This is a genomic window from Saccharopolyspora sp. NPDC000995, assembly GCF_053599315.1.
Window position 1 is genome coordinate 21,459 of the sequence record NZ_JBSFLZ010000044.1, and the last position, 23,907, is coordinate 45,365.

Here is a 23,907-nt window from a genome sequence, read left to right on the forward strand (position 1 = left end):
CGGGCGACGCCTGGTCCGTCATTGTCTGGCGCCGCTTGTCAACCGCACCGGATCGGTCTGGTCGGCCTGACGAAGCTTGTCGCTTCCCTTCTCACGGGGGAGTCGGAGCTCGCGCACGTTCATCACCCCGTAGGGCGCCTTGATCAGGATGACCAGCAGGACCGCCGCGAGCAGCAGGTCGGCGGTGCCCGCCGGGAGCGCCACGCCCCCGGTCAGCCCACCGTCCTGCAGGCGCCGCAGCAACTCCTGCAGGGCGCTGACGCCGATCGCGCCGATCACGGCACCGCTGAGGGAGAGGTAGCCGCCGAGCACCACCATCACCACGAAGGCAAAGGTCGTGGAGAGGAAGAAACCACTCACGTTGAACGTGGCCAGGAACGACGCGTACAGCGAACCGGAGATCCCGCAGAGGATCGCGCTGAGGACCCAGGCGATCGCTCGGTGCCGCCCGACGGAGATCCCCGCCGCTTCGGCCGCCCAGAAGTCGTCACGGGAGGCCTTGAGCTGCAGTCCGCTGCGTGAGCACCGGTAGGCCCAGGCCACGATGATTGTGCCTGCGACGACGGCCAGTGCGGTCCAGACAGTGGTGACCTTGGGGATCCCGATCATGCTGGAGGAGCCGCGGGTCACGTCGGTCCAGCTGTTCAGCACGTTGTAGACGATCACCAGCACCGCCAGGGTGGCGATGCCGGACTGCAGGCCGCTCAGCCGCGCGACAATCGGTGAGGTGAGCAGCCCGAGCAGTCCTGCCGCCAGGCCGGAGATCACGAGCGCCTCCGGAAACGGGGCGTGGACTTCGCCCAGCCACGCCAAGGGCGCGGGAAGGTGCGGGAACAGGGTGTTCTTCAGCGGTACCGGGATGGTCAGGTAGGCGGTGGCGTAGGCGCCGACGGCCATGAACGCCACGTGCCCGAACGACATCACCCCGGAGTTGCCGGTGAAGACCGAAAGCCCGGCGACGAACACGACCGAGATCAGTGTCATGGTGACCACGCGGCCGAGCGCGCCACCGCTGAAGGCTCCGATCAGCGCGCAGAGGACACACAGCCCCACGAGCAGAGCGGGGGTCTGGAGCCAGTCGACCTTGTTCCTCATGAGACACGCACCTTCGCGCTGCTGAGCAGGCCCTGGGGTCTGATGACCAGGACGGCGATCAGGGCCGAGAAGAGGACGGCGTCGCGGAAGGCGATCAGCCCGGTCGGGAGGACCGTCTCGAGCAGCATCGTGGCCACGCCGAGAATGAACCCGCCCAGTGCCGCGCCCTTCAGGCTGCGCAGCCCACCGAGTACCGCCCCGACCACGCCGATGAGCATCGGCTGCAGGCCCATCTCGGCGGACACCGCGCCTTGGCGTGCGACGAGCACGACCGATCCGGCGGCGGCCAGGAGCCCGACGATCGCGAAGGCGCCCGGGATGACGAGGTTCGCCCGCACGCCGAGCACGGAGGCCATCTCGAAGTTCTCGGCCGCGGCGCGCAGCTGGATGCCCAGGCTTGTGCGGGTCATCAGCCAGGCGACGGCGCCGAGGATGAGCCCGCAGAGCACGAGGGTGCCGATCTCCAGGACGCTGATGTCGGCGCCCAGAAGCTGGAAGCGCTGTCCCAGCAACGGTTCCGGGGCCACGCCCTGGGCGCGCGGGAGTACGGTCATGCGGGCCAGGCTCTGGATCGCGAGGCTGACGGCGAAAGAGGCGATCATCAGGGTGATCGGGTCGGCGTCACGCAGCGGGCGGAACGCGAGCACCTCGCAGACAACGGCGACGATGACGGCGAGCACCAGGGCGGCACCGACTGCGAGCGCCCAGGGCTGGTCGCGGAACAGGTAGAGGGCAAAGCCACCGGCCATGACGATCTCGCCGTAGGCGAAGTTCAACAGGCCAAGGACACCGAACAGCAGCGCCACACCGATGGTGAGCAGCGCGTAGAGGGCGCCCAGGCCGATCGCGGAGACGACGAAGTCGAGGATCACTGCGAAGCACCTGCTTCGGAGGGTGAGAAGCCGAGGTAGTCGACCACGGCGGGGATGTCTTGGAGTTCGGCCGCGGTCCCGGCACCGAGCACCCTGCCCGGCGCCTGCAGGACGTAGGCGCGGTCGCTGACCTCGAGCGCGCGCATGGCGTTCTGCTCGACCAGCAGGATCGTCGTGCCCTCGGCCCGGAGACCGACGATCACATCGAAGATCAGATCGATGATGATCGGCGCTAGGCCCAGGGTTGGCTCGTCGAGCAACAGCAGGCGGGGATCGCGGATCAGGGCGCGGGCGATTGCGAGTTGCTGCTGCTCGCCGCCGGAGAGCAGGCTCGCCCCACGGCCCCAGTACTTGCGCAGCACGGGGAAGCGTTCGAGTTCCCGCTCGATGCGGGCGGCGACGGTGGCCTTGTCCTTGCAGGCGACCCCACCGAGACGCAGGTTCTCGCCCACGGACAGGTTCGCGAACACCCCGCCGCGCTCGGGCACGTAGGACAGCTGGCTGCGCACCGGTGAAAAGGCTCGGGATCCGACCTGGACGTTGTCGACCCTGATGTTTCCGCCGACCAGCGGGACCAGGCCCATGACGGCTTTGAGCAGGGTGCTCTTTCCTGCGCCGTTCTGGCCGATGATCGAGACGAGTTGCCCCTCCCCGACCTCCAGCGTGCATCCCTGGACCGCGCGCACGGCCGCGCCGTACTGGACCGACACGTCGTCGATGTGCAGGACCATGTCAGTATCGCTTCCCGAAGTAGATTTCGATCACCTGTGGGTCCTTGCGGACCACCGGCGGGTCGCCCTCGACGACGGTGCGACCGCTGTCGAGCACATGCAGCCGATCGCAGGTCCCCATCACGACCGCCATGTCGTGCTCGACGAGCAGGACACCGCAGGATCGACGGCGGGCGAACCCGCGGATCGTGTTGATCAGTTCGACGGCCTCGGCCTCGTTCTGCCCCGCAGCCGGTTCGTCGAGCAGCAGGAACCGCGGACGGGTCGCCAGAGCGCGGGCGATCGCGACCGTTCTGATCTGCCCGGCGGGCAGGCCCGACGCCGGGGCCGCCGCGACGGCCCCAAGTCCGAGCTCGTCGATGATCTCGTCGCGCAGCTTGCGGGCGGCGCTGCGGCGCAGACGTCCGCCGAGGGCTGCCGCCTCGACGTTCTCCGCGACGCTGAGCCGGGCGAAGACCCGGCCGCTCTGGAAGGTCCGCACAATCCCGAGCCGGGCCCGGTGCCGCATGGACATCCGGGTGACATCGCGGTCGTCGAGATGGATCGAACCGCCGGTGGCCCGCAGCATTCCGCAGAGCAGGTTCAGCGTGCTTGTCTTCCCCGAGCCGTTGGGACCGATGAGGCCCAGGACCTCACCCGAGCGGACCGTGATCGAGACACCGTCCACGGCCTTCACACCGTCGAAGTGGATGCCGCCGTCGACCATCTGGAGCTGCGACTGAGTGGTGGGGGCTTCGCTGGCCGGTGCGGCGGCTTGTGCGGTCGGGCTGTTCATGACGCGCAGGAGTTGCCGTCGCCGACGTTGGGGATGGCGTCGACGCGCTGTTGACCAACGAACTTCATGCTGCCCTGCTCGACTCCGATCACCGTCAGCGGCATGTTGGTGATTTTGTGGCAGGTCGGGGAGAAGTACGTGACGTCGCCGATGGGCGTCGTGACGGGCTTGCCGTTCTCGAGTGCGGTCTTGATCTGCTCGCCGGAGCCCGGCCCGACCCCGTCGAGCAACGAACCGACCGCCGAGATCAGGTTGTAGCCAAGCAGCGCGTAGCTCGAGGCCGGTTTGGCGCCGTACTGCTTCTCGTAGTCGGAGACGAAGGAGTCCAGGCCGTTGCGCCCGGAGCCGCTGCAGTAGGAGTAGCAGGCGAAGGCCGTGTAGTAGATGTTGCTGGCCCGGTTGCCCACGATTCCAAGCAGGACCTGGCCGTCCAGCGCGGCCGGGCCGACGATCGGTGCCGTCACGCCCGCGTCGCGCAGCTGGCGGATTGCGGTCGCACCGCCCGGGTTCCAGCTGGCCACGTATACGAAGTCGGGCTTGGGGGAGAGGTTGCGCAGCCGGTTGGCCTGGTTGCTGATGTCGACGTTGTCGCCGCCGGGGAACGCGTCCTCGCCGACGATGGTGCCGCCCTGCTTCTCGAACTCGGCGCGGAAGTACTTCCCGGCCGACTTGGTGTACTCGATGCTCTCGTCCTGGATGACGTAGGCGGACTTCCAGCCGCGCTGGATCGCCCAGGCGGCACCGGTGGCGCCCTCGACGTCGCTACCGGTGTTGCCGGAGAAGATGTAGTCGCCGAGGGTCTTCGTGTCGGCCATCTTCGGGTCGCCGGCACAGATTGAGATCGCCGGGATGGAGGCGGCCTGCGCGACTGAGGCCCCGGGTGCGCTCAGGTCGAAGTCGCACGGGGTGACCAGGAGGTTCACGCCCTCGGACACCAGTTCTGTGGCGACCGTGCCGACCGTGTCGGGGTCTGACCGGACGTCCTTGACGATGGCCTTGATCTGGCGGCCGCCGATGCCGCCTTGGGCGTTTAGCTGCGCGACGCGCATCAGCGCGGCGTTGCCCGGCTCGACGTCGAAGGGCGCCATCGGGCCGCTCTGGCTGAGTGCGAATCCGATGGTCACGGTGGCGGAGTCGCCGGAATCACCGGAACCGCCTGCGGAGTCGGTGCCGGTGCAGCCCGCGGCGGCGAGCACGGCCGAGAGTGAGAACGCCGCGATAACGGTCCTCATGGCCGATTTTGGGCGCGCTGAAGAGAGCATGTGTCCTACCTAGGAGGTTTCGGGTGCCCTGCGCAACCGCGGCCGTCGTCGAACGCCGCGGACTGCTGGTTTGCGCTGGTGGTTCGGTACTACCGGTAGTTCTGGGTAATGCCGGTAGTGCTCCGGCGGGTGCCGGTGAGTGGGGTAGCGGTGGTCAGGAGATGGCGGCGGTGAGCGCGTTGTGGACGCATTCGAGTGCGAAGTCGACGTCGGCCTCGGTGGTGGCCGCGTTGAGTCGGCGGTCGCCGGTCGGGAAGGCGGGCTCGAGCACGCCCTGGGAGAGCAGCGAGCTGTGGTACTTGGCGTACATGTCGGCGTCGGACTCCATCGCCTGACGGAAGTTCACCGGCAACTCGGGGCGGAAGTAGACGCACCACTCCGAGCCGAGGCCGGCGACGGTGGCCGGGACGCCCAGACTGTCGATCGCCTTCTGGATCCCGCTGCGCATCTGCTCACCGCGGGCGTATAGGGCGCCGAACACATCCTCGGTCTGCATGATCGCGAGGGTCTTGTTCGCGGCGGCAAGGGCGTAGGGCGAGGCGTTGTAGGTGCCGTCGACGGTTGCCTCATTCTTGCTGTAGGCGCCCAGGTGACTCATGAGGGCGTCGGTGCCGGCGAGGCCGGCGAGGGAGTAGCCGTTGGCGACGGCCTTGCCGAACGCGGTGAGGTCGGGGACGACGCCGCACACGGACTGGTAGCCGCCGATCGCGACCCGGAACCCGGTCTTGACCTCGTCGAGGACCATGACCACGCCGTTGCGAGTGCACAGGGTCCGCAGCAGCTCGAGGAACCCAGGGGCGGCGGGCACGCAGCCGAAGCTGTGCACGTAGCCCTCGGCGAACGCGGCGGCGAGCTGGTCGCCGAACTGGTCGAAGGCGGCGCGGAGCCCGGCCTCATCGTTCCACTCCACGACCACGACGTCGTCGACGACGGCCGGATGCAGGCCTCCGCCGTTGGGTGTATTGAGCCGGGTGGCCGTGGTCAGGTCCTTTCGCGAGCTGCCGACCGCGACGTGGTCGTTCCAGCCGTGGTAGGACCCGTGGAACTTAAGGATCTTGAGCCGACCGGTCGCTGCGCGGGAGAGGTGGACCGCGTGCATGGTGGCGTCGGTGCCGGAGGTGCAGAAGACGACCTTCTCGGCGGAGGGCATGACCTGGCAGATGGTCTCGGCGAGCTGAGCCTCACCGGGCTGGGGGCCGACGCCGGTCAGGTCGCAGGTGCTTGCCACCTCGTAGACCGCGCGGTTGACCCGGTCGTCACAGTGGCCGAGGACGATCGGTCCCCAGGCGTTGAGGAAGTCGACGTAGCGGCGGTCCTCGTCGTCCCAGACGTAGGCGCCGGAGCTGCGGACGAAAACCTGCGCCCAGCCGACGCGGTGCCCGGAGGAGACCCCCCGGGGCACGACGGCACGAGCGCGGTCCCAGGTCGCGGAAGCCTCGGCTCGCTGGGCGGCGTCACTGGGCGATGTGGGCACGGAGCTCTCCTTGCTGCTCGGAACAGGAGTGGGCGGGCTGGTCGGCAGACGACGTTAGGTCGGCACGCAGGGCCGCGCTGAGTCGTTCGGCGACCATGACGACGGGCAGGTGGGTGTTCGCGCTGGGGACCTCGGGCATGACCGAGCAGTCGATGACCCGCACGTGGCGCAGCCCGTAGACGCGACCGCGTTCATCGACGACCGCATCGGGGTCGTCCTGGGTGCCCATGCGGGCGGTGCCCACGACGTGGAAGTAGTCACCGACCGACGCGGACAGCCACTTCTCGTAGACCTGCGGGTCGTCCAGTGCGGAGACCGGGGTGCCGACGTCATCGATGAACGCGGCCTCGACGATCTCGGTGAACGCCGGGGTCTGCAGCAGTCGCCGGACGTGGCCGACGGCCTCGCGCATGACCGACCGGTCCTGCTCGTCGGTCAGCATGCGCTCGGTAACGACCGGGGGCCCCGTGGGGCGGTCGGGGTTGAGCGTGACCCAGCCCCGGGAACGGACCGCCATCACCGCGGCCATGAGGACGCCGTGGTGCGGCGGTGCGGACTCGGTCAGGGCCCCGTGCATCGGCAGGATGTGGATGTCTCCCTCGCCGTAGGACGACGAGAGCCGCAGCACGGCGTTGATGCATGGCAGACCGAGGTTCACATCCTGGTACTGGGGGCGCAGGGCCAGTTTGATCGACGCGGCGGGGTGATCCTGCAGGCCGCGCCCGACACCGGGCCGGTCGCACTCGCTGCGCAGCAGGATCGCCGGCGTCTCGATCGCCCCGGCGCACAGGACGACCTCGTCGGCATCGATCACCGTGCCGTCGACGAGGACAACACCGTGCACGTTCTCGCCGCGGCGCAGCAGGCGGTCGGCCTTGGCGGTGGTGCGCACCTCCAGGTTCGGCCGGTCGCGGCAGGGCTCCAGGTAGAGCTCCCGGGAGGAGCGCCTGCCGGCCCGATCCGCATTGCGCCACAGACCACCGGATCCATCGGCCGGGGAGGAGTAAGTGTCGACCTCCCGCGGGAGGTCGAGCGCGGCGGCGGAGTCGGCCAACGCCCGGTCGATCGGGGTGTACTCCGGCACGGTCGAGCGCAGCAGCTCTCGTTTGAGGTCCATAAAGGTGGGTTCCACCTGCGCCCAGGTCCAGTCGGTGAGTCCGTAGACGCGCGCCCACCGGTCGTAGTCCCGCGGGAGCCCGGGCAGGGCCAGCATGGCATTCACCGAGCCGGACCCGCCGATCCCGCGACCACGGTGGTAGTTGCGCGGGAGGTCGTTGGCCAGGCGGGTCGCCTGCAGCTCCGGATCGAACGCCGCCGTGGCGCCCATGGCGTCGATCCAGTTCACCGACGCCAGGGCGCGTGCGATGTCGGAGCCCGAATGGTCGGGCCCGGCCTCGACGAGTACGACCTCGTGGTCGGGGTCCTCGCTCAGGCGTGCGGCGACCACCGATCCGGCACTCCCGGCGCCGATGACCACTATCCGGCTCACGGCAATCTCCTGTCTGGTCTGTGCGTCTGGACGGCTGTGTGTTTGCTCTGCATCCGCGGGTTGGTCAGCGCGCCGGTGCGACGAAGAAGTGGGGGTTGAGCAGCAGCAGGTCGTCGCGGGAGAGCTCGGAGAGGCTGCTGCGCCCGATGCCGAACATCGTTTCCCGGATCCCGTTCTGGAGGACCTGCAGGACCTGGTAGACGCCCTCCTCGCCGCCAGCGGCTAGGCCGTAGAGGAAGGCGCGGCCGATGAACACAGCCTTGGCTCCGAGCGCGACGGCCTTCACCACGTCCGAGCCTCGGCGGATGCCGCCGTCGACCATTACGTCGACCTGTTCTCCAACGGCCTCGACCAGGTAGGGCAGCTGACGCAGGGGCGAGGGGGTGCCGTCAATGTTGTTGCCGCCGTGGTTGGACAGCGAGATCGCATCCGCACCGAGGTCGACGCAGAGCTTGGCGTCGCGCACGGTGCTGATGCCCTTGACCATGAAGGGGCCACCCCACAGTTCGCGCAGCCACTTGACGTCATCCCACGTCGGAGGCGGGGTCGCTTCGAAGTCGGCCCAAGCCTTGCCGAAGTACGGCACGCGACCGTCCAGCGTGACGAGGTTGGGGACCCGAAGCTCCGGGATCCGGCCGCGTCGCAGATAGCCGATGAGCCATCCTGGACGGGAGAGCGCATGGGGTGCCAGCCGTGCCAGCGTGGAGATGCTGCGATCGCTCGGCGGCGCGGGCGGCACACCCCAGTCGCGTCGCGGGGTGAACGACCAGTCCAGGGTCACGATCAACGCCTTGGCACCGGCGGCGCGGGCGGCCTCGACGCGAGCCTCGATCTCCGGCCGGGATCCAACCCAGTAGAGCTGGAAGATGGTGTTGTCATTGGCGCGCGCGACGTCGGCGACCGAGTCCGAGGACCACGAGCTCAGGCCGATCGCGGTCCCCGCTCGGGCGGCGGCCCGCGCGACGCCGACCTCGCCGTCGGGGTGGATCGCCTGGGCGCCCACCGGCGAGACGAGCACCGGGAACTCGACATCGATGCCGAGGACCCGGGTACTCAGGTCGAAGTTCGTCGGACGGTTGAAGACCGTGGGGGAGAAGCCGAGCTCGCTGAAGGCACGCACGTTCTCATCCAGGGTCCATCCCTGCTCGTTGCCGGCCTTGACGGCGAGCCAGATTGCGCGGGGCAGCCGCCGCTTCGCGACGCGCTCTGCCTCAGCGAGGTTGCGGAAGCGGATCATGGTGAACACGGCTCCTTCGCTGTGGTGTGAGGCACAACCGTAGGCTGAAATTCTTCTTACGACAAGGATTGACAAGCAATTTTTTGTAACGCACATGTCAAGTGATCGCCCCGAGTGTTCTCGGAAGTAGGATTTCATGTGCGCACTGTTGACCAAGAGTTGTAACGTGTATAACACTCGCTACGAGCTCGCCCGGGCTGAGCTGACCGCGACACCTCCGCACACACCCGCAGGACCGAGAAGGTGGACCATGCACTCACCGACCGTTTTCGTTGCGACCGCCGATCTCGCGGGCCAAGTGCGCGGCCGCAGTGTTCCCAGCAACGCCCTCGAGCGGGTGCTGCGCCGCGGTGTGGGCTGGGTTCCGGCCAACCTGGCGCTGAGCTCGTTCGGGACGATCGCGCCCAACGTCTTCGGTTCCACCGGTGACCTGCGGCTGATGCCCGACCCGGCCACGCGGGTCGACATCCCGGGCACCGACGACGACCCGGGCGTCAGCCTGCTGCTCGCCGACCAGGTCCTACTCGACGGATCTCCCTGGCCGTGCTGTCCACGCACCTTCGCCCGCAACGCCCTGACCGAGCTGCGGGAGCGCACCGGGCTGGACGTGCAGGCCTCGTTCGAGCACGAGTTCATGGCACCCGACCTCGTCGACGAGCGGCCGTTCTCGTTCGCTCGCCACCGCAATGCCGAGCCCTTCGGGTCGGAGCTGGTGGGGCTGCTGGACACCATGGGCCTGCAGCCGGAGAACTGGTTGCCGGAGTACGGAGCGGGCCAGTTCGAGATCACCCTGGAGCCGACCGACGCGTTGCTCGCTGCGGACCGCGCGGTGTTGCTCAAGGAGCTGGTTCGCGACCTCGCCCGCCGCCACGGGCAGCGCGTGAGCTTCGCCCCGCTGCTCGACCCGGTCGGCAGCGGGAACGGTGTGCACGTGCACCTGTCGCTGCGCGACGCCGAGGGCCGTTTCGTCCTCCACGACCCCTCATGCCCCGGAGGGCTATCGGACCTCGGCCAGCGCTTCGCCGCCGGCGTTCTCGCCCACGCGCGGGCCCTGCTCGCGTTCACCGCGCCGTCGCCTACGTCCTACCTGCGACTGATGCCACGCCGTTGGAGCGTCGGCGGGGTGTTCCTGGCCGAGCGCAACCGGGAGGCCCTACTGCGGATCTGCCCGACCAGCACCGTCGGCGCCGCTGACCCCACCTCCCAGTACAACCTGGAGTTCCGCGCCGCCGACGCCACCGCCAACCCCTGGCTGGTCCTCGGTGTTCTCATCCGCGCCGGGCTGGAGGGCCTCGGCGACTCCTACGCACCGGTGCACATCTGGCCGGAGGACGCGACCGAGACCGAACTCGCCGAGGTCCCCACTCTGCCCCGCAGCCTCGAGGACGCGCTCGCCGAGCTCGAGGCAGACAAGATCGTCAACAACTGGTTCCACCCCGACCTTCTCGCCACCCACCTAGCGGTCAAGCGGGCCGAACTCGACGAGGTAGCCGGGCTGTCCGACCGCGAGCGCTGCGCGAGGGTCGCCCATGCCCACTGAGCTCGAGTCGGCGATCGGCGAGCTGCGCCTCGTTGACCACCACGTCCACGCCAGCCTGCGCGATCAACCCACGACCCCGCAGTTCGCCCAGCTGCTCACCGAGTCGGCCTGGCCGGCTGCGCCAGGTACCAGCCACCTGGACTCCCAGATCGGGATCGCCGTGCGCCGGCACTGCGCCCCGCTGCTCGGGCTGGAACCCCATTGCGCCATGGAGGACTACCTCGACGCCCGCCGGGCACTGTCCGCGGCCGCGCTCGATGACCGTCTGCTCGCAGCGGCTGGAGTCGACCGATGGCTCGTCGACACCGGCTACCAGGGCAGCGATCTGCTGACCCTTGACGAGTTCACCGTGCGCGCGCCGGGCCGGGTCGAGGAGATCGTCCGCCTCGAGACGGTACTGGAGACAGTGGCCCTGGGCGCGTCGGCGCAGGAGCTGCCGGACCTGTTCCGGCTGGCCCTGACCACCGCGACCACGCACGCGGTCGGCCTCAAGTCGGTGATCGCCTACCGGTACGGATTTGACGTCGACCCGGCCCGCCCGAGCGAGGCCGAGGTCAAGAAGGCCGCGGGCCGGTGGCTGCGCGAGATCGACGCCGGGGCGTCCCCGCGCGTCACCAATCCCGTGCTGCTGCGGTTCCTGCTCTGGGAGGGCCTCGAACTCGGCCTCCCGCTGCAGATGCACGCCGGCTACGGCGACCCCGACCTCGACCTGCACCGCTGCGATCCGCTGCTGCTCACCTCCTGGCTGCGAGCGGTCGAATCGCGTGGCGTAGCGATCGTCCTGCTGCATTGCTATCCGTACCATCGCCACGCCGGCTATCTGGCGCAGGTGTTCCCGCACGTCTACTTCGATGTCGGCCTCGCGGTCAACTACACCGGGGCAGCGTCCTCCCGCGTCGTCGCGGAGTCCCTCGAACTCGCACCGTTCGGCAAGATCTTCTACTCCTCCGACGCCTGGGGTCCCGCCGAGCTGCACCATCTCGGCTCGGTGCTCTGGCGGCGCGGTCTCCACCGCACGCTCTCGGCGTGGGTCGAGGAGGGCGAGTGGTCCAGCCGTGACGCGCTACGAGTCGCCACCATGATCGGCAAGGAGAATGCGGAACGTGTCTACGGAGCCGGTCGTGACTGATCCAGACCTGTGGGAGATGCTCGACCGACACATCCACGAGGCCGAACAACTGCGCCGCTGCCTGCACCGGGAACCGGAACTGTCCGGAACAGAGATCGGCACCCGAGACCGGGTGCTCGCCGCGCTGCCGTCCGAAGCCCCGGTCACCAAGGTCGCCGACACCGGCGCGATCGTGCGCATAGGCGGCGACGGCCCCGCGGTCGGGATCCGCGGCGAGATGGACGCGCTCCCGGTCACGGAGACCTCCGGGGTCGAGTGGGCGTCCGAGCGCGCCGGGGCCGCCCACGCCTGCGGCCACGACGTCCACATGGCCGCACTCGTCGCAGTCGCACGGACCATCGAGGAGCTGCGACTGCCCACGCCGCTGCTCGCGGTGCTCCAGCCCCGAGAGGAGACCTACCCCTCCGGCGCCCGCGACATCGTCGAGGCCGGTGCCCTCCAGGCGCAAGGATGCGTGGCCATGATCGGCGCGCACCTGCAGCCCGCACTGCCGACCGGGGTCGTCGCCTGTGTCTCCGGAAGCGTCAACGCCTCCTCCGACGAGTTCGAGATCCAGGTCCACGGCACCTCCGGGCACGCCGCCTACCCCCACCTCACCGCAGATCCCCTGCTCACCCTCGCCCAGATCGTCGTCGCCCTGCAGAGTATCGTCAGCCGCTCGGTGGACCCCATGGCGGCGGCCGTCGTGGGGGTCTCGTCCATCTCCTCCGGCACGGCCGCGAACGTCATCCCCGGCCTCGCGCGGGCCACGGGAACCATCCGCGCGATGAACGCCGAGACCCGTGAGTTGTTGCGCAGGAGGGTGCAGGCGGTCGCGGAGAACGTCGCCCGGGCGCACTCCTGCGAGGTCGAGGTGAAGATCACCCACGGTGAACCCGTCCTGCACAACGACCCGCGGTTGGTCGACGCCGTGGCCCGCCACCTCGGCGAGCAGAGTATCGCGACGTCGACCACCCTGCGCTCGCTCGGCGCCGACGACTTCTCCTATTTCTCCGAAGTCATGCCGGCGGTGATGATGTTCGTCGGGTCCGAAACCGATGAACCGCTGCATTCCTCGGCTTTCCTGCCCTCCGACTCCGACCTCCACCTAACAGCACGAGCCATGCTCGCGGGTTACCTCGGTGCCGCCGACCTGTTACGGGAGGAGAGCCGGCTGGGATTATCTCCGACAGGCTGGATAGCTTCCTGATAAATCTGATCAGCCGGAAGTGCGCCCTGGTCGACGTGCCCTACGGTGCCTTCAACGCCTGGGCGAGCGAGCGATCTCGCCAAGCCACGCTGCGGCTGTTTGTGTTGGTGCGGCTGGCAGGACGCGGTGGGCGGTGGCTGTGCGGGCCTTGTATCTCAGTCGGGCGTGGTTCGCCGTGTCTGCGTCGGAATTCCCAGCAGGAGTTGTCGGTGCCAGGCCGGATGATCAGGTCGCGAAGCTCGTCGGATACCGGCGGGCGTCGGTGAGGGTTGCTGGGTCCACTTCTGTCCACCAAGCGTCGATGCCAGGCGAGCAAATGCGTGGTGAGACACTCCGGTGGCTGCGGAGTCGCTGGGGCAGGATCCGAGCGAGCGCGGCGGTGAACCGGTGCTCCAGCACCGCGCCGGCGGTGAATAGGCGGATGTCTTCATCGAACTCGGGCACTCCGGGGACGACACTCACCAACAGGTCGGTCGCCTGGCATAACGCCGGGTCGGCGGCCAGCTCGGTGGCCAGCGGCTCAGGCGGACCGAGCAAAGCGCGGTCGGCCTCCAGGTACCCCTCGACGTCGAGGCCCGCGACGTCACGTCGCGAGGAAAGCCAACTCTGCCAACGGTGACACCGGGCGCGACCAGCTTGACCGCGGCTTCGCGGTCCGGATGTGGGTACACGGCTCGGGAGATCTGCACCCGGGATTGCCGGTCGTCCCGATAGGCCCGGCTAGTAGGGCTTTGTGTGTCCTTAGCGCGGAGAGGAGCTGGTGTAGGCAGGGCTTCTTGACGTGTTGCTGCGTAGGAGATGAAGGAGTGTTGGCCCTTCGGAGCCGTCCTGCGGGGGAGGGCTTCAAACCGCCACCTGCTGCATTAAAGATCTTTCGGTTCGGGTGATCTTGGTTAGAGGGAAAGGCCGGTATGGTCAAGGAAAGCGAAGCGCAGCTCGTAGCTGTTGGCCACCCGCTCCAGGCCGGTCAGTGCGGCAGCCTGGGCCTTGTCCAAAGTGTCCGGACACAGGTTGGCCAACTCGACCACTTTCACGTTGCCCCACAGCATTTCCATCGGGTTGAGATCATGGGCGTAACCGGGCAACGGTTTCGACGCGCAACCACCGCCGCTGGGTGGCCGGCCATGCCGTCATCTCCGCCGACCGATGTGCGGGCAGCCCGTCCCAGATCAACGTGACCGGCTGCCCGCCCAGATGCTCCCGCAGGTCGGTGAGGAACTCGATCAGCGAGACGGTGTTGTAGGCACCGTGCCTGGCTGGAACACGAACGTAGCCTGGCTTCGGTCGGGCTGATAGGCCAGCACACCGGCCATCGACATCCGCTTCCAGGAAAATCGATGGGTCAGCACCGGAGTCTGGCCACGCGGCGCCCAGGTAGCCCGCACCACCGGCAGCAGCGAGAACCCGCTCTCGTCCTGAAAAGCCGATCACAGCTCCCCGGCGCCGGGCGCTTTTTTATGCGCGGCCACTCATTTTCACCCACCTGTTGATGGCCTCATCGTCGCGTTCGACCGCGCGCCGGGCCGGGCGTTGTCTGCTCCAGCCCAGCCGCTCGCGCAGGATCGTCCAGGTCTGGTGGTCGAGTACCGCACTCCGGTCAGCTGTTCGATCTCCTCGGCGACCCGCGCCAGAGTCCACATGCCGGTGCCGAACCCGGCTGCCCGCGGTCCCTGGGTGAGCGCATCCGCCACCTCGGCCACCTGGTCGTCGGACAACTTGGGCATCCGCCCGGCGCGACCAGCCCCGGCCAATGCCTGCCGGCCACCGGCCGTCCACGCCTGGTGCCACCGGGAGGCGGTCTACGCCGAGACCCCCAATTCCACCACCACATCGACCTGCCGCTTGCCACGGTCGAACATCTCCGCTGCCCGCATCCGCCGCTCCCGCAACGCCTCAAAATCGCGGCGGACAGCTATTTTCAGCCGACAATGGCCAGCGCGCCGACCGGCCGACCCGGTTCACGGAGCCTGGCACGCATGGGCGATGTCTCGTTGAGGATTGGGACTCGAGGGCTGCTCAGTGATCGTTGACCTTGTCCGGCTCTTCCATGGGAAACAGGCGTTGCTTGCTGTCGCGTAAGAGCCATCGCGTGTCATGGCGTTGTGGGCGCTGTTCACGGGTCCGCACCCGGTCCTCGATGTAGGCGAGGCCGATAGCCGCTGCATACCTGATTCCTCCAGCGGGACGCCACTTCCGCGTCACCGGCCTCTAATAGAGTGTTCAACCAGTGCCACGAGGCTGTCGGGGCAACCCCGTCTCCGTAGCCGAGGAGCACATCCATGGTCGACATCGACCGCCGCAGGTTCCTGTCCATCGCCGGTGGTGCCGCCGCCCTGACGATGCTTGACCAGACCATCGCGCGCGCCGCCTCCATCCCCGCGAACCGGGCCACCGGCTCGCTGCGAGACGTCGAGCATGTCGTCGTCCTGATGCAAGAAAACCGCTCGTTCGAGCACTACCTCGGCTCGCTGCGCGGCGTCCGAGGATTCGACGACCCGCACCCGGCAACCCTGCCGAGCGGCAAGACGGTGTGGCACCAGGCCAACGGCGACCGTGAGGTCCTGCCCTTCCACCCCACCGCCGAGGACCTGGGCGCGCAGTTCCTGCAGGGGCTCGACCACACCTGGAAGGGTGGCCAGCAGGCGTTCAACAACGGCGTCTACGACCGGTGGATCCCGACGAAAACGCCGGTGACGATGGCCTACCTGGAGCGCCAGGACGCGTCGTTCCACTACGCCCTAGCCGACGCGTTCACGGTCTGCGACGCCTACTACTGCGCGTTCATCGGCAACACCGACCCGAACCGCTATTACATGTTGACCGGCTGGGCCGGCAACGACGGCAAGGGCGGTGGCCCGGTCCTCTACAACGACGAGCTCGGCTACGACTGGACGACGTACCCGGAGCGGCTTGAAGCGGCCGGCATCTCGTGGAAGGTCTACCAGGACGAGGGCATCGGCCTCGGGGGTGGCAACCAGTACTGGGGCTGGACCAACGACCCCTACATCGGAAACTACGGCGACAACTCGCTGCTCTACTTCAACAACTACCGCAACGCCCAGCCCGGCGACACGCTGTACGAGAAGGCACGCCGCGGCACCCGGGCCCGCGACGGCCAGAGCTACTTCGAGATCCTCCGCCAGGACGTGCAGTCGGGGAACCTCCCGCAGGTCAGCTACATCGCCGCGCCCGAGGCCTTCAGCGAGCACTCGAACTGGCCCACCAACTACGGCGCCTGGTACCTCGCGCAAGTCCTGGACGCGCTCACCTCGAACCCCGAGGTGTGGAGCCGGACCGCGCTCTTCGTCACCTACGACGAGAACGACGGGTTCTTCGACCACCTCGTGCCACCGCACGCCAACAACCAGCTGATCCCTGGCGCCTCGACGGTGCCCACCGACCACGAGTTCTACCCCGGCAAGCCGGGCGATCCAGGGTACGTCGCCGGCGCGTTCGGCATGGGCCCGCGGGTGCCGATGTTCGTGATCTCGCCGTGGAGCACGGGCGGCTGGGTCTGCTCGGAGACCTTCGACCACACCTCGATCATCCGGTTCATGGAGGAGCGCTTCGGCGTCATGGAGCCGAACATCACCCCGTGGCGTCGCGCCGTGGCCGGTGACCTGACCTCGGCGTTTGACTTCTCCCGCACGGTGGGAGAGCTGCCGGTGCTGCCGTCGACCGAAGCCTGGAAGCCGTTCGACAACAAGCGGCACCCGAGCTACCACCCGACGGCACCGGCCGCCGGCGCGATGCCCAGGCAGGAGCGCGGCACCCGTCCGGCCCGCCCGCTCGGCTACGACCTCGACGTCCACGAGCTCCCCGCGAAGAGCGCGATCAAGGTCGAGCTCGCGAACAAGGGCAAGCTCGGCGTGCACGTCCAGGCCCGGCTCATCGCACCGGCCGGGGCCCCGCACAGCTACACCATCGGCGCGGGCGACGACCTAACGGCGTCCTGGCCGGTGTCCGGGGTGTACGACGTGCAGATGCACGGACCCAACGGCTTCTTCCGCCGGTTCGCCGGCGACAAGACCGGGGACTCCGCCGCCGTCACGGTCCGCCGCCACGGCGACAGCCGGACGCTCGTCATCACCGTGACCGCCCCCAGGGACGTGACCGTGGTGGTCGAGGACGCCTACCGCGGTGCCGTCCCGGTCCAGGAGCGGCGGGCGATGCTGGACACCGGCGCCTCCGGCGGCTGGTACGACGTGACCGTCGCCGTACCGGGAACCGCCTGGAGCCGCACGTTCGCCGGCCACATCGAGGACGGCCGCCCCTCGGTCAGCGACCCGGCCCTCGGCCGCTGAGTCCGTGCGCCGGCCACGTCGCCATGGCGGGGCCGGCGCGGCTTCCGGCGGCCATTCGCCGCCACTCGAGGGGTCGGACGGCAACCAGTGCGTCGAGGTCTGCTTCGGCACCGATCTCCTCTACATCCGCGGCAGCAAGGAGCGCGGTGCCGGCCCGGTTCTGGGCGTCTTTGCTGGTGGCTGGGCACGGTTTCTGGACGAAGTCGCTGGACGTGCACCGGTCAGCTCCAACACCGTGATCCAGGTCGTGGTCGAGGCCGATGGCGGCGCACGCCTCCGGGCACGCAGCAACCTGAACAAGACCCTGTCGTACACGCCGGGCGAGTGGTCCGCGTTTGTTGCGGGCGTCCGCAATGCGGAGTTCGATCTGCCCGACACCGAGGTGCTTGCCGCCTTGTAGTGGGTGTCGTGGTTGCTGATCAGAGGTGGGCTGGAAGCCCACCCCCTGTTCAGGGTGTTGTGGTGGATGCGGAGGGTGGTGAACAGGCGGCGGAGGTTGTGGGTTGCGCCGGTGAGGTTGAGTTCGCCGAGGCAGGCGGCCAGGCCTCGCAGGCTGAACCGCCGGAGTCGGTGGCGGTTTTTGATGATGCCGTTGACAGGTTCGACGGCGGCGCCGCGTTTCTTGTAGAGCCCGGCTGTTTCGGGGGTGCGCAGACGGTGCCGCATGGCCTCGATGAGGGTGGCGTCCTCTGGGGTGGGCCGCTGGTGGGGTTGGTGGCGGCTTCGCGCTGGAGATGGCGAATTTTCCCTGGTGACTGGTGCGATCAGCCGGTCCGGCCTGGATGGGTGAGGTTGTTCTCGCTGAAGTAACCCGCATCGAACAGGGCCGTGACGATGTTCTAAGGGATTGACCGGATCTTGCGTACCGGGCCACGGAAGTCGGCCATGGCCATGGCGCCGATGGCGACTGAGCGGATCATGCTGTTGGCCTGTGGAACGCGGTGGTAGACCACGTCGGCACGTTCAATCGCATAGTCGAATTCGTTGGGGCAGGCGCGGCCGAAGGTCCCAGTCCTCGGTCGCCGGTAATCCGGGATCGAGCCGCGGCCGCACCGGCCGGCGGAAGACGGCCGTGTGCATGGGAAACAGGTTCCAGACCTCGAGCAGCAGCGGATCTAAGGCAGCATCCCAGACCACCGCATCGGTGACCGGCTCGGCCGCGTCGACGCGGTGATCGGTGACCAACAGGTAATGGCGACATCGTCGACACCGGTGGCCGAGTCGAGCCTGGCCAGCGCGGTGTCCAGATGGGCAGGCAGGAACACGTCATCATCGTCGAGAGATGCAACGGTCTGACTACGCGGGAACGGTCGCGGCCGGTATTGCGGGCGCTTGGCAGCCCCAGCCGCCGTGGATGCGTCGCCGCCGTGACCGGCAGGCCCTGATCGCGCGCCGTGGAGGGTCGATGCTGCTTTAGAGAATCGTAGCGCCAGTACGGGATCCGCAGTGAGCCGCACGCATCAGGTGGAGCCCGGCTGCGGCCATTTTCTGCGGTGTAGGACGATCTTCAGTCATCGGTGTCGATGAACGGGACGAAGGACTCCGATTGGGCCCCGGCGGGTACGGCCTCGACCGCGAGTCTCCAGGAGTACACCACGGCGGGTTGCAAGGCGTACTGGCGCAAATGACCCACTCCGGCATCTTGCCCGGGACCTCGGCGTTTGCAGGGCCGAGCAGGGGCCTGAAGACTTCGTGAAGAAGGTCTGAACCCACGTTGGGCATGCTTCGTTAAGAGGGTATGGAAAGCCGATGCTTGGGAGTGCGGACATGATGGCAAACGGTCACGGCACGGTGCTCGCCACCATGGTCTTCAACCTGGTAGCCCCGGCGGGAGTGATCGCGCCGGTCGGCGTGGAACTGCGGTACGACAGCCGCAACCCGTACGAGGTCGGCATGAAGTTCAACGCCGGCAAGGCTGGTGAGGTGGATTGGGTGATCGCCCGCGACCTGCTGGCCGACGGGCTGGTCGCCGAGGCAGGCGAAGGCGACGTGCGCATCCGCCCCCGCCTGGACTCTTCGGGGTTGGTCATGATCGCGTTGAGCGCGCCGTTGGGACAGGCCACCTTCGAAGTGAACGCCGATCAGCTTGCGGAGTTCTTGAACGACACCTACGACGCGGTCGCACCCGGTGACGAACACCGGTGGATGAACGTCGACGAGACGCTGAGCCTGCTGCTCTCGCACAACCTGTAATGGCCCTCCCGAAGTGCCGCACGCCGGGCGACCGGCCGCGGGACCTGGCGGCGCTGAAAACCTGAAAAGTCCGCCACGCTGCGCCTCCGAGCCGGGACTCCGCCCAGCCCGGAGGCGCAGTGCTGCATGCGGGCCGTCGAATACGCTGCTGTACCGCTAAAGCCGTTATGATCCTGAAATCCCGGTCACCAGCGGTGTCCTTGGGAGATCATCAGGGGTGTCTCCTGATTCCGGTCCTACCCAGTGGCTCGTCGTCGTTGCTGCCCTGGTCCAGACGGCCAGGCCAGTCCGCCTCTCCTGCCGCAGCGGTAACCGTTCCGCTCAAGCTCGGGCTGCTGAGCTGGGTGGTCAGTGTGCTGTGGGTCGCGGGGCTCGTCGCTCACCGTGCCCGAGTGCAGCATCGGATTGGACTGCGCGCCCCAGTGTCCCGCACGTGCATGCCGGGCCGCCACCTTGCGCCGTCGGCGTGCCGCGTTCCGCCGGCTCTGCTCGTGCGGTATCTTCTTCACCACTAAGGCCTTTCCTCTTGGGCTGCGTTGGAGTCGCAAACCCAAGCAGGATAAGGCCTTTGCCTTATCTCAGGCCGGATCTACCCACCCGACACGCTTGATGAAGGTCTAGAACGCCACGTTGCTCAAGGTCTTCCTCATCATCGGCCACCTCGCGGCCCCGGCTCTTGGGTGTGCCCCGGTTGCGGCGTGACCGGGTCCCGGCAAAGTCGTTTTTGGCTTGTCAGGGGATGATTCCGTAGAGGACTGGTCGGGTGACGTCGCGGGCGGTGTGGGCGGTGTGGCGTGGTCCGCTGGCGATGTCGGTGTGTCCGGCCAGGCGTAGGGCGCTGATGGCGAGGTTGCTCAGGGAGGCCATGGTTCTGGGGCCCACGTTGTCGTCTTGCCCGATTCCAGCGTGGGACTCGACTCGCCGGTACCGTCGGACACGACCGATTCGCAGTGGGCGCTGATCGATCCGTAACTGCCGAAGCCGACTTGGCTGGCGGGCAAGGGTGGCACCGGCAGACCCAATGCCAGCGGGCGATCATGGACGCAATCTTCTGCCTAGTGTCCGGGGGTCTGATTGATCTTGTTGTTGACTGGGGTGGTGGAGTACCGCTATGTCGCGGATTGTCCAGGAGCTCGACTAACCCCGGACGAGGCCGACCACATGATCAACCGAACCCTGCTGGCCGCACCTTCATCCTGGTGAGTTCGGCGTCCCCGGCATGACCGCCGTGTACCCGGATCGCCACGTAGCGCGCGGCACCTCCCAAGCGCACTGTCGTGCTCCTGCGGGAGGTCGGTGGGGGCGCTGGCGTGTACGCACGCCCGTCGGTGCTCGTTTCGACGGTGACGGCGGGCGGCAGCCCGTCGGTCCATGTCAGTTCGACCTCGCCGAGTTGCCAGAGCGCGCCGAGGTCGACGACCATCCGGCCGTCGGGGCCCGGGTGCCAGGAGGTCCGCTCGTCACCGTCGACCGCTGCGCTCGGTGCGGACATCCCCGGGGGCAGCGGTTCGGTCGGGAACGTTGTGGCCCCAAGGGCGAGATCATCCTGTGGGTAGGGTCGGGTGTTGCGGGCCTCGATCGTCACCGTGTGGCGTCCCGGCACCGCCACGTGGCGCGGTGGCTCCCCGGCGGGCTGCACCTGGAGGCGCAGTGGCGGTCCGGCGGGTGCCGTGAGCCGGAGTGTCGCGCCGTCGGCGACGGTCGCCTGTAGCCCGGCGGGCAGATGCGGCCCTGCGGCGGCGCGCACGGTAAACCAAGCCGGTTCGACCCGTCCTTCCGCTTCGGCCAACGACATCGTGAGTTCACTGCCGGCCTTCGTGATCACCTGAACGCCACGGTAGAGCGACACGGTGCCCCCGGCCTCGGGCAGTGCGACGGTCCCGCGCACCGCCGAGCCGGACAGATTGAGCATGACGAGGTATCCGTCGACCACGGAAGTGCGCACCGCGGCGGCACTGGACGTCGGACGCGGTGCCGTCGCCGAAGTGGCCAGGGTGCGCGGGTCCGGGTGACATTCGACTTGCAGGGGTGCCGCGCTGCCGCCGGAGAGCAGGATCTGGTCGCCGGACACGATTATCGGGTTCGGTGAACCGGTCACGACGAACCCGGCACGCCCATCGACGTTGAGCCAGTCTCCGGTGGTGCTGACCGCCGGTCGCGGGTAGGTCGCCGCCGCGGTCCAGGTATCCCCGTCCTGCGAGGTCTCGATGCGGTAGTACCGTCCGGCCGCAGCGTCCCACACGATTTTGACGCGGTCGAACCGCTGTGCCGAGCCAAGATCGACGGCGAGCCAGCTGTCGGTACGCGGGCGATCGTCCGTGGCGACCGCCCAGCGCGTGGTCGCGTCGCCGTCGGTCGCGTACTTCGCTTCCTTGCCTGGCGCCGCTGACGAGGCGAACGCGGTAGCCGCGCGGGCAAGGTCGGTCCTGCCGGCGCCATCGCGCACTTCGAAGGACAACACCGAATAGGCGTACGCCGGATCCGGTAGCACGCCGAGCATCCGGACGTAGCGTGCCGTGACCGCAGGGAAAGCGACCTCGTCGGTCCGGCCGCCGCCGGGCGGGGGTCCGGGAGCGACCGGGACGGTCACGGTCCCCTCGGCGGTGTGGTAACTGCGTTTACCGTTCAATCCCGGAATGCCAGGCATGTCGAGGTTGTAGACCGACACGACGCCCTCTCCCGAAGCCAAGCCGGTCGTCGCGTATACCGCGGCGCCCGAGGGCAGCGTGGCGAAACCGGCGTAGCCATTGTCGAATTTCAGCACCGCTGCGGTCGCGTCGAAATTGTCCCGCACCTTCGTCCACGTCGCGGCGTTCCGCTTCAGTATCTTGAGCGCCGTCGACGGCAAGAGCATCGGCGTCGCACCGCTTACGACGAAAAGCCAGTCGTCGTGATGGGGCTGCCAGGCGAACTTGACGAAGCCCGGCTTGCTCACCGCCGCCGTCCACGCGTAAGACGTTCGGTGCGCCATCAATCCGGGCCCCTCACCGAAATCGCCCACGCCTATCGCGTACGCGTCGAACCCGGCCTGGCTCACTGCCTGCACCGGGCCACCGTGACTCGCGCGCCACTCGTGCAGCAGGTAGCTGATCGCGATTTCCGCGCGGGCCTCTGGCTCGTACTTCGGCTCACCGGAGAACTTCGTGATGCGATCGGCCGGCGGGTATGCCTGGTAGGGCTCGAGCCGCTCGGCAAGCTGCACCTCGGCGCGTGCGGCGTAACGGTCGCCGAGGACTTGGGCGCGGAAGGCGAGTGGGAGGACGTCGCGACCGTAAAGATGTTCGCGGTCCGCCACCATCGGCATCAACGGTTCGCCCGCGTCGCTGGCCATCAGCAGCATGGTGTGCCACAGCCGCTCGCCGTTCGGCTGCGCGGTGAGCACCTCCGGCAGCGGCTGCCCCGCGAGAAGGAAATGCATCGCGTTGCGCCCGGAGGTGCGCCACAGCTCCTCCTGATAGTGCGGGCCGAACGAACCGTGGTTCTCGACCAGGAACGTGTCGTACAGGTTCTCGGCGGTGTTGGCCGAGATCGGCACGCCGTCCACCACACACGGGTTGGCCAGGTCCGCGACGGGCAGGCTCGTCTCGTTGCGGCTCCACTTACCAAACCACTCACGCCACGCCACGGCTTGCGGGTCATCCGGCGCCCAAGCGATTCCCGGGGTCAGTGCCTGAGCGTAGACGCCCATCTCCTCTAACTTGGTGTCCCCGACGTGCCCCCCGGACAATCCCAGTGGCGTCCAGCCACTCGACAGCGGGTCGTCACCTGAGCCCAACCCCGCCGTATAGACCGCTTGGCCGATCGCGATCTTGTCTAGGTTCTCCCGCGTACCATCGTCCAGATCGCTCCAGAGTAGACGACCGGCGAGCTGGAAATAAGACTGGAACGTCGTGTCGAAGTACAGCCGGCGCCCCCACTCGGTGCCGCCGGCGATTACGTTCGATGCCGCGAAGTGGCGGATCGTGTCAATGGTTTGCCGGTGCAGCACCTCCCGCTCGACCCCAGCGATCGTCGCGTCGTAGCCCTCTCTAGTCAGCAGGACGGCGTTGCCGAGAACCACGGCGAACGTGAAGTCCTTGGCAGGGTAGATTCCCGAAGCCGGGTCGAACTGTCGCTCGGCCCAGCGCGTGTGCCGCAGCAACACCCTCAGGTAAGTTGCCGCCACGTCGTCCGGGGCACCCTGGCGCTGCGAAACGATCGGCCGCGCGGCCAAGGCCCGTGCCCAGGCTATCGGCGTCACCAATCCGGCGGCCACGAGCGCGAGTCCACCTGTGCCGGACGCCTGGAGAATCCATCGGCGAGAATGCTCAATACTCAATGTTCTCCGCCCCGTCGACAACGCTGTCAGCGACGATTACGTGATTCTGCTTCGTTCCGGCGCGGAAAGGCAATCCCGCAGGCCAAACCTGTCCGTTTTCAGACAACCGCACGACTCGGGGCTTCGGCTTGAGGAACGGGACGGTGGCTGGGCATTGGCCGGCCGGGTTGGCCGCGTCGCGTTTGGTTTGGTGGATAATTATTTGTAACTATTCACGTGGTTGGGAGAGGCGTTGGTCCCCAAGGGTTTCCTGTGACGGCGGCAGCGATGGCTTCGAAGGCGTTGATGCCGTGCTTGCG

21 protein-coding genes and 3 pseudogenes are annotated in these 23,907 nt (G+C 68.0%); 6 read left to right on the forward strand and 18 right to left on the reverse strand.

The annotated features are described in order from the left end of the window. Positions 1-18: 18 nt before the first annotated feature. The 8 genes from ACWDKQ_RS16740 to mftD all read right to left on the reverse strand — a co-directional run bounded on the left by ACWDKQ_RS16740 (position 19) and on the right by mftD (position 8,935). A complete protein-coding gene (locus ACWDKQ_RS16740; protein ID WP_450139645.1) occupies positions 19-1,095 on the reverse strand; it encodes a branched-chain amino acid ABC transporter permease in 1,077 nt (358 codons plus the stop codon). Further along, positions 1,092-1,967: a branched-chain amino acid ABC transporter permease gene (locus ACWDKQ_RS16745; protein WP_450139646.1), complete on the reverse strand. Its 876-nt coding sequence runs from the start codon at positions 1,965-1,967 to the stop codon at positions 1,092-1,094. Before ACWDKQ_RS16745 ends, ACWDKQ_RS16740 begins: the two co-directional genes overlap by 4 nt. After that, positions 1,964-2,698: an ABC transporter ATP-binding protein gene (locus ACWDKQ_RS16750; RefSeq protein WP_450139647.1), complete on the reverse strand. Its 735-nt coding sequence runs from the start codon at positions 2,696-2,698 to the stop codon at positions 1,964-1,966. The genes ACWDKQ_RS16745 and ACWDKQ_RS16750 overlap by 4 nt, the downstream gene beginning before the upstream one ends. Before the next feature lies 1 nt (position 2,699). After that, positions 2,700-3,473 (reverse strand): ABC transporter ATP-binding protein, encoded by a 774-nt coding sequence (locus ACWDKQ_RS16755; RefSeq protein ID WP_450139648.1) that lies wholly within the window; start codon positions 3,471-3,473, stop codon positions 2,700-2,702. Then, a complete protein-coding gene (locus ACWDKQ_RS16760) occupies positions 3,470-4,705 on the reverse strand; it encodes an ABC transporter substrate-binding protein (RefSeq protein ID WP_450139649.1) in 1,236 nt (411 codons plus the stop codon). The genes ACWDKQ_RS16755 and ACWDKQ_RS16760 overlap by 4 nt, the downstream gene beginning before the upstream one ends. 184 nt (positions 4,706-4,889) lie before the next feature. Next, positions 4,890-6,209, reverse strand: coding sequence for an aspartate aminotransferase family protein (locus ACWDKQ_RS16765; RefSeq protein WP_450139650.1), 1,320 nt, complete (start codon positions 6,207-6,209; stop codon positions 4,890-4,892). After that, positions 6,190-7,698, reverse strand: coding sequence for a GMC family oxidoreductase (locus tag ACWDKQ_RS16770; protein WP_450139651.1), 1,509 nt, complete (start codon positions 7,696-7,698; stop codon positions 6,190-6,192). Before ACWDKQ_RS16770 ends, ACWDKQ_RS16765 begins: the two co-directional genes overlap by 20 nt. A gap of 64 nt (positions 7,699-7,762) precedes the next feature. After that, a complete protein-coding gene (mftD, locus tag ACWDKQ_RS16775) occupies positions 7,763-8,935 on the reverse strand; it encodes a pre-mycofactocin synthase MftD (RefSeq protein WP_450139668.1) in 1,173 nt (390 codons plus the stop codon). 250 nt (positions 8,936-9,185) lie between these two features. On the opposite strand from mftD, the gene ACWDKQ_RS16780 reads away from it, so the two are divergent. Genes ACWDKQ_RS16780 through ACWDKQ_RS16790 form a run of 3 tightly spaced genes read left to right on the forward strand, consistent with a single transcriptional unit; the run spans position 9,186 to position 12,793 of the window. Then, positions 9,186-10,475, forward strand: a complete 1,290-nt coding sequence (locus ACWDKQ_RS16780) for a glutamine synthetase family protein (RefSeq protein ID WP_450139652.1) — start codon at positions 9,186-9,188, stop codon at positions 10,473-10,475. Beyond that, positions 10,465-11,604, forward strand: a complete 1,140-nt coding sequence (locus ACWDKQ_RS16785) for an amidohydrolase family protein (RefSeq protein ID WP_450139653.1) — start codon at positions 10,465-10,467, stop codon at positions 11,602-11,604. The genes ACWDKQ_RS16780 and ACWDKQ_RS16785 overlap by 11 nt, the downstream gene beginning before the upstream one ends. After that, positions 11,597-12,793 (forward strand): M20 metallopeptidase family protein, encoded by a 1,197-nt coding sequence (locus tag ACWDKQ_RS16790; protein ID WP_450139654.1) that lies wholly within the window; start codon positions 11,597-11,599, stop codon positions 12,791-12,793. Before ACWDKQ_RS16785 ends, ACWDKQ_RS16790 begins: the two co-directional genes overlap by 8 nt. 225 nt (positions 12,794-13,018) lie before the next feature. Here the strand turns inward: ACWDKQ_RS16790 and ACWDKQ_RS16795 are convergent, their stop codons facing one another. The 5 genes and pseudogenes from ACWDKQ_RS16795 to ACWDKQ_RS16815 form a co-directional block, all read right to left on the reverse strand. Further along, positions 13,019-13,330, reverse strand: coding sequence for a hypothetical protein (locus tag ACWDKQ_RS16795; RefSeq protein ID WP_450139655.1), 312 nt, complete (start codon positions 13,328-13,330; stop codon positions 13,019-13,021). Positions 13,331-13,686: 356 nt separating this feature from the next. Next, positions 13,687-13,878 carry a hypothetical protein gene (locus tag ACWDKQ_RS16800; RefSeq protein ID WP_450139656.1) on the reverse strand — a complete coding sequence of 64 codons (192 nt, stop codon included), beginning with the start codon at positions 13,876-13,878 and terminating at the stop codon, positions 13,687-13,689. 138 nt (positions 13,879-14,016) lie between these two features. Then, positions 14,017-14,202 (reverse strand): annotated as a pseudogene (locus ACWDKQ_RS16805) (hypothetical protein); the annotation flags it as partial. A gap of 46 nt (positions 14,203-14,248) precedes the next feature. Continuing rightward, positions 14,249-14,431, reverse strand: coding sequence for a winged helix-turn-helix domain-containing protein (locus ACWDKQ_RS16810; RefSeq protein ID WP_450139657.1), 183 nt, complete (start codon positions 14,429-14,431; stop codon positions 14,249-14,251). Beyond that, positions 14,383-14,580 (reverse strand): annotated as a pseudogene (locus ACWDKQ_RS16815) (helix-turn-helix domain-containing protein); the annotation flags it as partial. The pseudogene ACWDKQ_RS16815 and the gene ACWDKQ_RS16810, both read right to left, overlap by 49 nt. Before the next feature lie 492 nt (positions 14,581-15,072). Here ACWDKQ_RS16815 and ACWDKQ_RS16820 point away from each other — a divergent pair. Both ACWDKQ_RS16820 and ACWDKQ_RS16825 read left to right on the forward strand, forming a co-directional pair. Further along, positions 15,073-17,097 carry a phosphocholine-specific phospholipase C gene (locus ACWDKQ_RS16820; RefSeq protein ID WP_450139658.1) on the forward strand — a complete coding sequence of 675 codons (2,025 nt, stop codon included), beginning with the start codon at positions 15,073-15,075 and terminating at the stop codon, positions 17,095-17,097. 4 nt (positions 17,098-17,101) lie between these two features. Continuing rightward, complete coding sequence (locus tag ACWDKQ_RS16825; RefSeq protein ID WP_450139659.1) at positions 17,102-17,497, forward strand: DUF397 domain-containing protein; 396 nt, start codon at positions 17,102-17,104, stop codon at positions 17,495-17,497. 95 nt (positions 17,498-17,592) lie between these two features. On the opposite strand, the pseudogene ACWDKQ_RS16830 reads toward ACWDKQ_RS16825, so the two are convergent. The 3 genes and pseudogenes from ACWDKQ_RS16830 to ACWDKQ_RS16840 all read right to left on the reverse strand — a co-directional run. Further along, positions 17,593-17,865: pseudogene (locus ACWDKQ_RS16830) on the reverse strand (transposase); the annotation flags it as partial. A gap of 195 nt (positions 17,866-18,060) precedes the next feature. Next, positions 18,061-18,282, reverse strand: a complete 222-nt coding sequence (locus tag ACWDKQ_RS16835; RefSeq protein WP_450139660.1) for a hypothetical protein — start codon at positions 18,280-18,282, stop codon at positions 18,061-18,063. A 322-nt stretch (positions 18,283-18,604) separates the two neighbouring features. Further along, complete coding sequence (locus ACWDKQ_RS16840; RefSeq protein ID WP_450139661.1) at positions 18,605-18,730, reverse strand: hypothetical protein; 126 nt, start codon at positions 18,728-18,730, stop codon at positions 18,605-18,607. A gap of 134 nt (positions 18,731-18,864) precedes the next feature. Here ACWDKQ_RS16840 and ACWDKQ_RS16845 point away from each other — a divergent pair, with 134 nt between their 5' ends. Beyond that, positions 18,865-19,290 carry an SsgA family sporulation/cell division regulator gene (locus ACWDKQ_RS16845; RefSeq protein ID WP_450139662.1) on the forward strand — a complete coding sequence of 142 codons (426 nt, stop codon included), beginning with the start codon at positions 18,865-18,867 and terminating at the stop codon, positions 19,288-19,290. A gap of 732 nt (positions 19,291-20,022) precedes the next feature. Here ACWDKQ_RS16845 and ACWDKQ_RS16850 read toward each other — a convergent pair. Next, on the reverse strand, positions 20,023-20,157 hold the full coding sequence (locus tag ACWDKQ_RS16850; RefSeq protein ID WP_450139663.1) for a hypothetical protein: 135 nt from the start codon (positions 20,155-20,157) through the stop codon (positions 20,023-20,025). A 298-nt stretch (positions 20,158-20,455) separates the two neighbouring features. Further along, entirely contained in the window at positions 20,456-23,545 is a 3,090-nt protein-coding gene (locus ACWDKQ_RS16855) for a discoidin domain-containing protein (RefSeq protein ID WP_450139664.1), read from the reverse strand. Positions 23,546-23,907: the final 362 nt, after the last annotated feature.

Excerpts from the sequence above, each read along its gene's own strand:
- ACWDKQ_RS16850 (WP_450139663.1), bottom strand. The coding sequence starts at position 20,157 with ATGGCCTCCCTGAGCAACCTCGCCATCAGCGCCCTACGCCTGGCCGGA.
- ACWDKQ_RS16740 (WP_450139645.1), bottom strand. The coding sequence starts at position 1,095 with ATGAGGAACAAGGTCGACTGGCTCCAGACCCCCGCTCTGCTCGTGGGG.
- ACWDKQ_RS16845 (WP_450139662.1), top strand. The coding sequence starts at position 18,865 with ATGATGGCAAACGGTCACGGCACGGTGCTCGCCACCATGGTCTTCAAC.
- ACWDKQ_RS16750 (WP_450139647.1), bottom strand. The coding sequence starts at position 2,698 with ATGGTCCTGCACATCGACGACGTGTCGGTCCAGTACGGCGCGGCCGTG.
- ACWDKQ_RS16760 (WP_450139649.1), bottom strand. The coding sequence starts at position 4,705 with ATGAGGACCGTTATCGCGGCGTTCTCACTCTCGGCCGTGCTCGCCGCC.
- mftD (WP_450139668.1), bottom strand. The coding sequence starts at position 8,935 with ATGATCCGCTTCCGCAACCTCGCTGAGGCAGAGCGCGTCGCGAAGCGG.
- ACWDKQ_RS16785 (WP_450139653.1), top strand. The coding sequence starts at position 10,465 with ATGCCCACTGAGCTCGAGTCGGCGATCGGCGAGCTGCGCCTCGTTGAC.
- ACWDKQ_RS16755 (WP_450139648.1), bottom strand. The coding sequence starts at position 3,473 with ATGAACAGCCCGACCGCACAAGCCGCCGCACCGGCCAGCGAAGCCCCC.
- ACWDKQ_RS16780 (WP_450139652.1), top strand. The coding sequence starts at position 9,186 with ATGCACTCACCGACCGTTTTCGTTGCGACCGCCGATCTCGCGGGCCAA.
- ACWDKQ_RS16820 (WP_450139658.1), top strand. The coding sequence starts at position 15,073 with ATGGTCGACATCGACCGCCGCAGGTTCCTGTCCATCGCCGGTGGTGCC.